Below are 11,797 nucleotides of genomic sequence, written 5' to 3'. Positions count from 1 at the left end.
TCAGGAGTAGGATGGTATCGCCGGGGGCTATGCCCGTCAGCGCTTCACGCCACTCATCAAGCGTCTGAACTGTTTGCCGGTTGACTTCAAGGAGGATGTCCCCCGGAGCGAGACCTACTGCTTCGGCTGGCCCGCCCGGCTGAATCGATACAACCACTAACCCCAGGTTAACTTGTAACGCAAATTGATTGACCAATTCCGGAGTAATTGCGGCTATTTCGAGGCCCAAATTAACCATCGGTTCCACCACAGGCGGGAGAGCGATTTCCTGCTCCAACTCTTCAAGCACCACCTCAAAATTAAGCAGTGTCTTATCGCGCCATAATTCGATAGTCACCCGGTTCCCAGGCCTATGGTCTCTTATGGTCTGCTGCAGGGCCCAGACACTGTCAATAAGAACATCGTCGATCCTCAGGATGATGTCCCCCCGTTGGATACCCGCCATAGCAGCCGGGCTTTCGGGACTCACGTCCGAGATCAGGGCACCTCTTGCTTCTTCAAGACCAAATTGTTCAGCGATTTGGGGGGTTACATCCTGAATAAAAACGCCCAGCCAAGCTCTGATTACTCTTCCGACTTCGATCAAATCATCAAGAAGCGCCTTAGCCATATTGATGGGTATGGCAAACCCAACACCTTGAGCAAAAGGAATAATTGCCGTGTTGATCCCGATAACTTCCCCCTGGAGATTCAAGAGGGGTCCTCCGCTGTTTCCCGGATTAATGGCCGCGTCGGTCTGGAGGAAGTTTTCATACTCCCGTCCGGTATCCCCGGCGGTGATCGGCCGTCCTTTGGCGCTGAGAACGCCCGTGGTAACCGAGTGGGAAAGGCCAAAGGGGTTTCCGATTGCGATCACCGATTCACCAACCCGGGTGGCATCGGAATCTCCCAAAGTTACGGTGGGTAGCGTTTCGTCCGAGTCGATCTTCACTACAGCGAGGTCAGTGAGGGGATCGGCACCGATTACCCGCCCGGTATATAGCCGTCCGTCCAGGAGCGTAACGTTGATTTCTTCAGCATCCTGAATGACGTGGTGATTGGTTATGATATAACCATCCTCCCGAAAGATGAACCCGGAACCGAGCCCACGCTGGGGTATCCGCCGTGGCGCTTCTTCTTGGGGGACATCGAAAAACCGGCGGAAAAACGGATCGTCGAAGAAAGGACTAAGTGGTGATCTGAACCGGGTTGTTCGGTAACGCACCGTATCGATATACACAACTGAAGGGCTGACCTGTTCAGCGATATCGGCAACCAAGTGCGCAGCTTCAGGAAGTACCGTAGCGCCAACTCCCGTCGTCAGCGAGAAAATCGTCAACATAGAAAAGAACACCAATATAAATAAAAATGGGACTTTGCGTATGTTCATGTTACCAGCCTCCTTAAAAGTTCAGAGAATTAAATATTTCATTGATGATTTCCGGATCCAGATTGCCGATCAGTGTGACAAAAAATCCCCGTATTTCACCCGCCAGAATTGACAAATCACCTTCTTTCCTGAAAACGATAGAATTCACCGGCCGAGATTGGGAGAGGACCTGAGGATAGACTCTCTGAAAAATGGAAAAAAAATTGATTCCATCACTGAAAAGCGACTGGAAAACTTCTCCCTCGTCTCCTCTGACCTTAAACACTCGGGCCAGCCGGTAACCCGGTGGTAAAATCTGGGGCCTGAGAATTTTATCTCTACGTACCTCTTCCTGGGGGATCGCCGACAATTTGGCGAGACACTTCTCCATGGCTTCGACCGCAAGGGCGATCTGTTCAAAATCCGGGGTAAAATCACGGTACAGAAATCGCCCCTCTTTGAGGGCACGCCCATCGGATCCGAAATAAGTCTGAGAAGTCAGGGCTCCCCGATCGTCGAGAGAAAAAGAGCGCACTACCGCCTCCGCATCGCGACTCAAAATCAACACCTGATTGTCCTGGAATTCCAACAGGTAATTTTTCTGAAATAAATCGATATTGTCTTCGAGAACCGGCAAAAAGGGTATTTCAAAGCCGGGCATCATGGTCACCACAATTTGTTCCGCCACATCATAAACAAAGCGGTAGTTATCGGTTCCCACGATGACCAGGTTTTCTTCGCTCAAATTTTTCCATACGAACCCGCTGTTTTTCAAATAGGCCATCTCATAGAAAGTATCCCGGTTTTTTTGAAAATTACGAGTCCGCCATATCCCCCAGAAGTCATTTGGGGTGGTTTTTTCGATCACGTTTTCCAGGAAGAAAGACACCTCGTCGGGACTCAAAACCCGGCCGTTTGAAGAAGGAACCACTGCAAGAAAACAACACAAAACAAGACCACCGGCAACCAGTGAAACAAATTTTCTCATAAAAGAATCAATCTTTCCCGGGAGGGAGATTAATTCGGGATACCGGATAGTCAACGGTGTTGATTTCAAACAATCGGTGATTGTATGCCGGTTCAAACTGCTGACCGCTGAGGCTCCGATGCAAATTTTCATAGGGCTCGATAAAACGGATGGCAATCTCCCGGGTGGCCTGATACCGAGGCAGAAGAAATAAAAGCAGAAGCAGAACACCCAGCGTCGCAGCCACGATCAAGACGAACTCCCGGATATGCGAAACTATGAGGCCGAAACGCAATGCTTCCAAGTTGAGGCGAACCGAACGACGCACCTCCTCCGGAACCTCCCGCTTCATAGTACCCAGGATCTCTTTCAGCCGCCTTATTCCAACCAGCTCCTCTTCACAATCCCGGCATTGAAGAAGGTGATTACGAATCACTTTTCGGTCGTCCTCTGCCAACTCTTCGTCAAGAAAACCGGAAAGATTGTTTTTTACCCAGTCACACTCCATTTTGTTCATCTCCAAGTCGTCAGGAAACCTTTCCCGTAGATCTCTTCCATCGTCTTTTTGACCTGACGGCGGGCGCGGTGAAGTCGGGATCGAACCGTCCCCAACGGACACCCGATTATTTCACTGGTTTCTTCGTAGGAGTGCCCCATAACATCACAGGCCAAGATCACTTCACGCATTTTCAGCGGTAGTTCCTGAATGGACTTTTCCAGGTCGACCATCATCTGGTTCTTGATCGCCTTTTCTTCCGGACCATCCTCTTTGGCTTCGATATAATCGAGAATATTTTCTTCATCTTCCCCATCGTTGGTTTTCCATGGAAGAAACGTTTTCAGCAATTTCTCCTTCTTGTACTGATGCCGATAGATATTCAATAAAATGGCATATATCCAGTTCTGCAAAGGATATCGGCTATCAAAGCTCCGGCGGTATTTGAAGGCCCGAAGCATTGTTTCCTGGTAGAGGTCTCGAGCCCGGTCAAGATTGCCACTCAAATAACAGGCAAAGCGAATTATATCTTTTTCACAGGAAAGAACTTGTTTTTCAAACCAAACTCTTTCCTCTTCGAAAGTCAAACCCTGGTACCAGGGAAGTCCCTTGCTTTCCGTCTGAATCATTTGCCTGCTCCTTCCCGTTTTCGAATAGCATGAATCACGATACACATTACTTACTTCGTAACAAGAAAATAGTTCCTATCTTAAAGGAAAAACCGGTGATACTCTTCGGGAGACACGCTGATTTCCTTGCCTTCCTCTAATTGGAGTTGGATAGTATCTTTGAAGATGTTCACTTCCAAAATCTTTCCCAAACCTTTCGGAGTCAGGACTTTGCTGCCTTTCTTGGGAAGACAGTGAACAAGCCTGCGGTATTGCGGGTACTCGTAGGACAGACAGCACATCAGCCTGCCACAGACCCCCGATATTTTAGCTGAATTTAAGGTCAAGTTCTGCTCCTTGGCCATCTTGATCGATATCGGTTCAAAATTCATCAGAAATGTGCTGCAACACAGGCAACGCCCGCAGATTCCACACCCGCCAATCATGCCGGCCTCATCTCTAACTCCCAGTTGCCGCAATTCGATCCGTGTACGAAATATCGAGGCCAGGTCTTTGACCAGATTTCTAAAGTCAACTCGTTCTTCCGATCCGAAGTAAAAAAAAAGACGACCCCGGTCAAGAGTATAATGCGCTTTTAAAAGCTTCATGGTCAATTTATGTTCAGCAATTTTTTCCCGAGCCACCTGAAAGGCGACCTTTTCCTTCTCCCGGTTTGCTTCCGCTTGATGAATGTCCACATTGTTCAACAATCGAAGAACCGGTTTTAAGTTCGCTTTTTCCCGGTATGGATATGGTTCTTTGACCACAACACCGATTTCCATTCCAAAAGAAGTTTCAACCACACAAAGGCAGCCCGAACGAAGTTCAAGCTGACGTGGATCAAAACAATAGCTTTTCAAATTGTTTTCGAACTTTATTCCTACCGCATGGCGCATTGCAGCGCTCCTCTCAAAACGATTTTATCGAAGTAAGGTTTTTATTTTGAAAGTATTTCATTCTAACAGATTTTTATCAGTATCTGTCCAGTTTTCACTAGACAATAAAGTTCTCACAGACAACAAAAAATGGATAGATTGTATATCCAGTTGAGGATTGTCAGAAAGTCTCTCGGTGTAGGATTCGATTTGGGCAATGAGAGTGGTGAGAGTAGACAGGTCAAAGCGTTCGGCATCCTGTGCCAATTCACTCTCCAGGTCCGGAAAACACAGTGACTGATGACTGTCCGGTCCCAGTAACCGATAGAGAATCACATCTCGCGTATAAGACTCCAAACAGGATAAGAGAGGTACCAATTCACCAAGGACCCAATCCGGAAGAGACACATCTTTTTCCCGTTGTCCCCGGAGCCATTTACCGAACGTGAGCACATGATCCGTCCCGATAAGTTTCCTCCAAAATTCAATCATCCGGTACTTGATCGGTTTGACCTGCTCAATCAGCTCGCTTAAACGGTGCATTGCATTCTTCCTGGAAACTGTTTGCTTATTTATAGGCAGGCTCTCCTGCCATTTCAGAATATTATGCAGAGCTTTCTGCCCGCTCTCGCGTTCGAGGCCAAACGGGTTCCCCTGCATCACTATCTGATCGATTTCCCGGATTGACTCCTCTATTTCCTTGAGAGTTTTATCTCCCTCGGCGTCAAGGATCGACAAGAGATCGCTCTTGATCTCAAGGAAGGACTCCTTCATTGACTGAAACGCCTCTTGCAACTTGAGCGCATCGCCAATTTTCCCAGCCGCTTCCCGAGAGAGAATCTCCGCCGTATGCGACGCGACTCCCTTTATGTCAGAAAGGTATTTATTAATCTCCTCCGAAGAGGGATATGAGAAAACAATCTGGCGACAACGGGAAAGCAAGGTAGGAAGCAGATTTTCCGGACGAGTGGTGATCATCAGGATCAGGCTTGCTGGAGGGGGCTCTTCCAGGCTTTTTAAAATACAATTTGCCGCTTCTTCAGTCATCAACTCCACACCGGACAGAATGCCGAACCGGTAGGGAGACAGCATCCGCTGCAAAGACATCCAGTGGATAAAAGACCGGACATCATCAATACGTAGATAGCCATCTTTCGGTGTAACACGCATGACATCGGGATGGGTTCCCGCTTTGATCAATAAACAGGCCATGCATCCTCCACAGGCTCCTTCAGAACCCCGCTTTGAGCAATTGAAAAACGAGGCCGTTTCCAAGGCGAATGTCGTTTTACCACACCCCGAAGGGCCGGAGAAAAGGAAGGCATGTCCCAGTCGGCCAGAAGTCAAGAGCTTGCCTATAAACAACTTTGGAAAATCATGACCACAGACATCTCGCCACGCCATCGCTGGACTAAAACCTTTCGTACCGGTTAATGGGTACTTCGAAGAGCACGCCTCCGCCCCTTACGACTTTCACCGTTTGAGGAACATAGGGCCCAATCGGTTCGTTGATCGGCATGGTTGATTCGACGATTTCTTCCCTCTGAGCGCAGGTTTTTCTGATAATTTCCAGGACGTCTTTCCTTCTTCCTTCAGCGACTCCGATTAAAAACGTTGTATTTCCTTCCCGGAGAAACCCTCCTGTCGAGGCCAGCTTGGTAAACGGCAGATTTTCTTCCCGCAGGGCGTCCATCAACCGGGCAGCGTCCAGGTCGCGCACCACGCAGACATATAAAGCCGTCACGTTATCCATGGCTTCCGTTTCCCCCTTGTTTGATCATGATCCTCTTAACTACCACATCGATTATCTCTTGGAAAACACAATCCCGTTCCTCCATGGTCGAAATTCTTACAAACCTCTCCGGGTACCGGCGGCAAAGCTCGTAAAAGCCTTCCCTGATCTTTTCCAACAGCCCACACCTGGATAAAAATTCTCTTTCGAACCTTAGCTCAACATCATCGGTATGTCTAAGGGAGCGCCTGAGACCCTCTTCTGGTTCTACATCCAGAAATAAAGTGAGATCGGGAATCAGGTTTTCGGTCGCTGTTCTGTTCAGATTTTCCAAAACATCATGAGGCAATCCTCTGCCAAAACCCTGATAGGCCAGTGTTGAATCGGTAAATCGGACACAGAGCACAATGTTCCCTCTTTCCAGGGCGGGTCGTATTACTTTTACAACGTGTTCGCGCCGAGCGGCTTCAAAGAGAAAAACTTCAGTCAGTGGATCAATCTCCCCGGTTGACGGATCGAGAACAATCTTCCGAATGGCTTCGCCAACCGGGGTTCCTCCCGGTTCATGCGTGAGGACACCGGGATAGCCAAATTCCACAAGGCGTTTCCACAGGCGACGGGAATGAGATGATTTCCCGCAACCTTCGATGCCCTCAAGGGTTACAAAAAATCCCCGGTCAATTGTTCTGACCATCTTCAATGACCCGCGGATAGATCACCACCCGCCGGAACGGCTCTTCACCGATGCTTTGTGAAAAAAGACGGTAACGTTCAGCGATCTTATGCTGCATCCTGCGCACAAAGGCGTTGCGCGGTGTTAATTCCGTCGACGTCCCAGCCCGCAATACCTGTCTGGCCGCTCGTTCAGCCTCCAAAAGTCCGGTTTCTTCGCTCTCGCCGTCGCCCAGTTCCCGGCTCCCCAGTCCGAACAAGTCCTGTACGAAGCGCAGCACCTGGACATAGGTGTTGCTCCGGATAACGTGAACCGGCATCCCCCGTCCCTCCGCATCTTTAATTTTGCTGATCCGTTTACGGTAGCGACTTTTCAGGGTCAGAACGATATCGGTTTTGTTCAGATCCTCGACAATTTCCAGAGGAACCCGCCACTGTCCAATGGCCCGCTGAACAAAGTTTTTACTGATGGCGAACAAATATACCCGAAGCATACGCCCTTCCAGATATTCCAAGGCCACAGGTTCCTGGAACGGTTCTTCTTTTATAGAATACATTTCCAGTTGCGGTTGTGTTAGGACTTCGATGGCACCGTCACGGGTTTTCTTGCGAACCTCCGGCCGGGGATCATACCCACGAAGCAGAACATCCACAGCTTGAGCAGTATCCCGGTAGACAGCCAGAGTATCACGTTCCCTGAGTTCAACAACAATATCAAAGGTCGGAAGTGTTTTGCGTTCAAGAATCGCTTTTTGGGACCCCCGCCTTTTCGCCTCCTCATCACCGAGAATAACCGACTGAATCCCTCCGACCAAGTCGGTGAGAGTGGGATTCAAAAGAAGGTTTTTCAACGTATTGCCATGAGCGGTCGCAACCAGCTGAACTCCCCGTTCAGCGATCGTCCGGCAGGCACGGGCTTCTTCTTCACGACCGATTTCGTCAACGATAATTACCTCGGGCATATGATTCTCCACCGCTTCTATCATTACGTCATGCTGACGCTCCGGGGAAGAGACCTGCATTCTTCTCGCTCTTCCTATCGCCGGATGAGGAATATCTCCGTCACCGGCAATCTCATTGGAAGTATCAACCACTACCACCCTCCTTTGAAATTCATCGCTTAAAACCCTGGCTATTTCCCGAAGTTTGGTAGTCTTTCCAACTCCCGGAGGACCAAGCAACAAAATATTCTTTCCCGAAACGATAACATCGCGAACGATGTCAATTGTTCCGTAGACGGCTCTTCCCACCCGGAGTGTCAAGCCCACGACGGCACCCAACCGGTTTCGGATACATGAAATCCGGTGGAGGGTCCTCTCCATCCCAGCCCGGTTATCTCGGGTAAACACCCCGACACGCTGAACAATATAATCGATGTCCTCCCTCTCGATGAGCCGTTCGGAAAGAAAGCTGAACCCTTTGTCGTACCGGACTTCGGGGGGACGTCCCAAATCAACGATCACTTCGATCAGGTCTTCGCTGTTTTCTTTTTCTTCAAGCGGTTTACGGACAAAATCAGGCATGACCGCAAACAAGTTATCCAGATTGTCGACCACACCAACACGCAGGCTTTCGCTCATAAATATCCTTTCTCTATCGATTACCGCTGGTAGGGCGGCATTTTTAGGTCATTTGCCCGACGAGCCTGCTTTCCTTTCCAGCGACTCGTTGATCAAAGAACGGGAAACAAAGACACATTCTCTCCCCGCATATTATAGAGGAAAAAACCCGTGCCGCCAAATCGATTATTTTCAAATAGCCCCAGGCTTTCCTCAGCGTTCAATGTTGACTATACTCTTCATGAAGAGGGTTTTTCGACTCAGGCTAGGAGAACTACCGGCAATGAAGAAACTAAGGTATGAGCGTCAAAAATGGAACCAATGGGAACATTTGATTCGGCAACTGTTTGGAGCACTATGATCATGAAGCTTTTAATCGTCAGCGACCGTGTGGATCCTCTTGTATACAGCAATTCCTGCCGTGACCGTTTTTATGACGTGGCATGCGTCGTTTCCTGCGGAGATCTACCGGAATATTATCTTGATTTTGTCGTCAGCAATTTAAATGTCCCCCTCTTTTTTGTCCATGGAAACCACGATCCTTCGGGAGGGAAAATGAGTTTGGCCGGCGGGATCAACCTCGATGAACGGGTGGTTTTTTTCAAGGGCGTGTTTCTGGCCGGACTCGAGGGATCGATCTGGTATAACGGTGGCCTGCACCAATACACCGAGCGGAGCATGTACTGGAAGTACCTGAAACTGGTTCCCAAATTGGCCGCGGCTGGGATCCGGCGCAAACGAAAACTAGATGTCTTCGTTTCCCATTCTCCGCCGGCCGGCCTACACGAGGGAATGGATCCTGCCCACCGTGGTTTTAAAACTTTTGTTCAACTGATACAAAAATACAAACCGTCTTACCACGTACATGGTCATACGCATTTGTATGACCGAAATCAGACATATCAAGATCAACTGGGCTTGACGACGGTAATCAACGGATACAATTACCGGATTCTGGATCTGGCGAGTGATCGACATGGGTGACTTAAAAAGGAGATTCGAATCGGTGCAGCAGTTTGACCGTCTTTATCGTAAAGCCTTTTTCAAGAAATTGACCGGAGCTCTCAATAAACACCAAAACAGGCTTATCCCCTTCCGAGAAATCAAGGAAGTGATCGGTGTCGGGGGCGAACACCATGCCGGCAATCGGACTGTAGAGATTGACCAGATTGTAGGCAGTGAAAACCGTTTTGAGGATTTTGACCGAACCTTTCTGCCACTGAAAAAATCTGGCCGCTCCAAGTGGGTGAGGGTCAACCAGTTGCGGATGCGCTCCGAAGGCTTTCCTCTCGTCTCTCTCTACCAGGTTGGACCGTACTTTTTTATCCGTGATGGCCATCATCGCATTTCCGCAGCAAAACATGCCGGCCAGCGGTTTATCGACGCGGAGGTGATTGAGCTCAAGTTGCCGGAGGACACGGATACCGCTTCGACAAAATCCCCGGAGGAATACTTTCTCCACCTCGAAGAAAAAATGTTCCAGCGGAAAACCGGACTTACCGATATCCGGCTAACCATACCGGGAGGGTACTTGGAAATACTCCGGCTGATCAAGAGTTTTCAATGTTCCGATTCTTTGAACCATAAAAGCACCCATGAAACCTGTCCTGGTGCAATGCCTTGGGAGCAGGCCGTGCAGGAATGGTATCGCTCCTGCTTTCAGCAGGCGCTGTCCGTCATTCTAACCAGTGGCGTGATGTCTCGATTTAAAAACCGAACCCCCGCCGACCTGTATCTTTGGACACTTTACAATGTCGAGGCGCTGCGAAAGGCGGCTTGCTTCGTTCCCGATCATAAAGAGCTGAATTTACCAAAAAGGCGGCCGGATTCCCTGTTCGGTTCACCTGCATGATTGTTCGAAAGAAAGAAGATATGATACAATAAAATAGTACGTTAACAATGAAATTGGAGACAGTCTCGCAGTGCAATGTTGCCGGGTTACACGGGTTATCAGCCCTTAGCCGGTACTTCGTTTCAACCTGGTTATTGAATGCTGGAGACAACCGTGTTGTCGATACCAACCATTAATAAAGAAAAACTGTTAGCCGAAATCCGCGATGAAGTCAAGATTTGTTCGAAGTGCCCACTTTCTCGTGAGCGCAAACTCACTGTTTTTGGAGAAGGCAATCCTGATGCTGTAGTCATGTTCATCGGAGAGGCGCCAGGTGAAGATGAGGATTCAACCGGAAGGCCTTTTATTGGAAAAGCGGGCCAGCTTCTGACTAAAATACTTGCATCGGTCAAGATCTCCCGTGAAGAGGTCTATATCGCCAACACGATAAAATGCCGCCCCCCAGGAAACCGGGTTCCTCACGAAGAGGAAATGGGAATGTGTTTTCCCTATCTCGAAGCCCAAATCGCCATCATCAACCCGACACTGATCGTCACCCTGGGCGGTGTTTCCACCAATTTTCTCCTGGAATCGAAACTACCGATCAGCCAAATCCGAGGGCGTTTAATCGAATGGCGTGGTGGAAAAAAAATTTTCCCAATGTTTCATCCCAGTTTTCTTTTACGTCATCAATCACCAAAACCGGGGATGCCCCGCTATCAAACCTGGATGGATGTAAAAGAGGTGCGAAAAATGATCGATCTCTTTCAAGCCAATTCCTGAACGGTGCGCCTTTGACCCAAGGAAATAGAACAAAAACCTCTTGATTCATTGTGAAACAAGCAATCGATATTGTATTATCATTTATAATGGTGTTTTTCTTTCTCCTATAAGGAAACGTCCTCCTGATCCAGAGCCGTCCGGTCCGAAGGTGGCCGGCTGGAGGACCGGGGAAAAAACGATGTTGTGATATAATGACTGGCAGCATGCAAAAGGAGGCACGCTCTATGAGTTACTTCGATTCCATCAAAGCATTCACCACTGAACAAATCGTCAGGCTCATTGTCGGTTCTTTACGGAACGTTTCCGATGAGACGATCATCAGGTTGACGTATCTTGCAGAAAAGCTCACCCCAATCGAATATTATCGCGACCAGACTCGCGGTCTCCGGCAGATGTTTCAAGACCAACGGCCACAGGTGGTTTTAGCGCGGCGGGTTTTCCAGGAGACCAGTCCGGCAGTGCGGGAAAAACTCATGGTTAACCTCATCGTCAAGAGCATCCTGCTTGGTGTACCCAAACGACAACGCCTGGAAAAAGAATTGGGTTGCCAGGTACCGTTGTTTTTCGTGGTCAGTCCCACCATGCGCTGCAATCTCACCTGTTACGGGTGCTATGCCGGTGAATACCGGAAAGAAAGCGATATGCCCATCGAATTGATGGACCGGATTTTTAATGAAGCGAAGGAAATGGGGATGAATTTTTTAACCATTTCCGGCGGCGAGCCGTTTCTCCGAAGCGAACATCTGGATTTATTCGAAAGACATTCCGACATATCATTCCAGATTTATACCAATGGAAGTCTGATCGACCGAGATACCGCAAAACGTCTGGCTCACATGGGGAACGTGTACCCCGCGATCAGTGTGGAAGGCTACGAGAAGGAAACCGATGCCCGCCGCGGCAAAGGAGCTTTCGCCAAGGTCATG

General features: G+C 48.9%; 13 protein-coding genes. 4 read left to right on the top strand and 9 right to left on the bottom strand.

What is annotated here, in order from left to right; translation table 11 throughout:
• From VLH40_02795 to VLH40_02755, 9 genes are all read right to left on the bottom strand, one after another.
• A partial coding sequence (locus VLH40_02795) for a Do family serine endopeptidase (GenBank protein ID HSV30937.1) occupies positions 1-1,369 on the bottom strand: 1,369 nt, incomplete at its 3' end.
• Between the two features lie 13 nt (positions 1,370-1,382).
• The gene (locus tag VLH40_02790) at positions 1,383-2,336 is read right to left on the bottom strand and encodes a hypothetical protein (GenBank protein HSV30936.1); all 954 of its coding nucleotides are present in this window, start codon (positions 2,334-2,336) and stop codon (positions 1,383-1,385) included.
• Between the two features lie 7 nt (positions 2,337-2,343).
• Positions 2,344-2,823: a zf-HC2 domain-containing protein gene (locus VLH40_02785; GenBank protein HSV30935.1), complete on the bottom strand. Its 480-nt coding sequence runs from the start codon at positions 2,821-2,823 to the stop codon at positions 2,344-2,346.
• 5 nt (positions 2,824-2,828) lie between these two features.
• Positions 2,829-3,440, bottom strand: a complete 612-nt coding sequence (locus VLH40_02780) for an RNA polymerase sigma factor (protein HSV30934.1) — start codon at positions 3,438-3,440, stop codon at positions 2,829-2,831.
• 80 nt (positions 3,441-3,520) lie between these two features.
• Positions 3,521-4,315, bottom strand: coding sequence for a regulatory iron-sulfur-containing complex subunit RicT (gene ricT, locus VLH40_02775; GenBank protein HSV30933.1), 795 nt, complete (start codon positions 4,313-4,315; stop codon positions 3,521-3,523).
• 57 nt (positions 4,316-4,372) lie between these two features.
• Entirely contained in the window at positions 4,373-5,698 is a 1,326-nt protein-coding gene (locus VLH40_02770) for a DNA polymerase III subunit (GenBank protein ID HSV30932.1), read from the bottom strand.
• Between the two features lie 7 nt (positions 5,699-5,705).
• The gene (locus tag VLH40_02765; GenBank protein ID HSV30931.1) at positions 5,706-6,047 is read right to left on the bottom strand and encodes a cyclic-di-AMP receptor; all 342 of its coding nucleotides are present in this window, start codon (positions 6,045-6,047) and stop codon (positions 5,706-5,708) included.
• Complete coding sequence (tmk, locus tag VLH40_02760; GenBank protein HSV30930.1) at positions 6,040-6,720, bottom strand: dTMP kinase; 681 nt, start codon at positions 6,718-6,720, stop codon at positions 6,040-6,042. Before tmk ends, VLH40_02765 begins: the two co-directional genes overlap by 8 nt.
• Positions 6,704-8,278: a R3H domain-containing nucleic acid-binding protein gene (locus VLH40_02755; protein ID HSV30929.1), complete on the bottom strand. Its 1,575-nt coding sequence runs from the start codon at positions 8,276-8,278 to the stop codon at positions 6,704-6,706. Before VLH40_02755 ends, tmk begins: the two co-directional genes overlap by 17 nt.
• Positions 8,279-8,620: 342 nt before the next feature.
• On the opposite strand from VLH40_02755, the gene VLH40_02750 reads away from it, so the two are divergent.
• From VLH40_02750 to VLH40_02735, 4 genes are all read left to right on the top strand, one after another.
• Positions 8,621-9,241, top strand: coding sequence for a metallophosphoesterase (locus tag VLH40_02750; protein HSV30928.1), 621 nt, complete (start codon positions 8,621-8,623; stop codon positions 9,239-9,241).
• 22 nt (positions 9,242-9,263) lie between these two features.
• Positions 9,264-10,109: a hypothetical protein gene (locus VLH40_02745; protein HSV30927.1), complete on the top strand. Its 846-nt coding sequence runs from the start codon at positions 9,264-9,266 to the stop codon at positions 10,107-10,109.
• Between the two features lie 156 nt (positions 10,110-10,265).
• Complete coding sequence (locus VLH40_02740) at positions 10,266-10,871, top strand: uracil-DNA glycosylase (protein ID HSV30926.1); 606 nt, start codon at positions 10,266-10,268, stop codon at positions 10,869-10,871.
• Between the two features lie 224 nt (positions 10,872-11,095).
• On the top strand, positions 11,096-11,797 hold a 702-nt coding region (locus tag VLH40_02735), incomplete at its 3' end, for a radical SAM protein (GenBank protein HSV30925.1).

Source organism: Atribacteraceae bacterium (assembly GCA_035477455.1).
Classification (GTDB): Bacteria; Atribacterota; Atribacteria; order Atribacterales; family Atribacteraceae; genus DATIKP01.
This window is presented reverse-complemented; position numbering and strand designations above follow the sequence as displayed.

Excerpts from the sequence above, each read along its gene's own strand:
- ricT (HSV30933.1), bottom strand. The coding sequence starts at position 4,315 with ATGCGCCATGCGGTAGGAATAAAGTTCGAAAACAATTTGAAAAGCTAT.
- tmk (HSV30930.1), bottom strand. The coding sequence starts at position 6,720 with ATGGTCAGAACAATTGACCGGGGATTTTTTGTAACCCTTGAGGGCATC.
- VLH40_02750 (HSV30928.1), top strand. The coding sequence starts at position 8,621 with ATGAAGCTTTTAATCGTCAGCGACCGTGTGGATCCTCTTGTATACAGC.
- VLH40_02770 (HSV30932.1), bottom strand. The coding sequence starts at position 5,698 with ATGGCGTGGCGAGATGTCTGTGGTCATGATTTTCCAAAGTTGTTTATA.
- VLH40_02790 (HSV30936.1), bottom strand. The coding sequence starts at position 2,336 with ATGAGAAAATTTGTTTCACTGGTTGCCGGTGGTCTTGTTTTGTGTTGT.
- VLH40_02780 (HSV30934.1), bottom strand. The coding sequence starts at position 3,440 with ATGATTCAGACGGAAAGCAAGGGACTTCCCTGGTACCAGGGTTTGACT.
- VLH40_02785 (HSV30935.1), bottom strand. The coding sequence starts at position 2,823 with ATGGAGTGTGACTGGGTAAAAAACAATCTTTCCGGTTTTCTTGACGAA.
- VLH40_02755 (HSV30929.1), bottom strand. The coding sequence starts at position 8,278 with ATGAGCGAAAGCCTGCGTGTTGGTGTGGTCGACAATCTGGATAACTTG.
- VLH40_02765 (HSV30931.1), bottom strand. The coding sequence starts at position 6,047 with ATGGATAACGTGACGGCTTTATATGTCTGCGTGGTGCGCGACCTGGAC.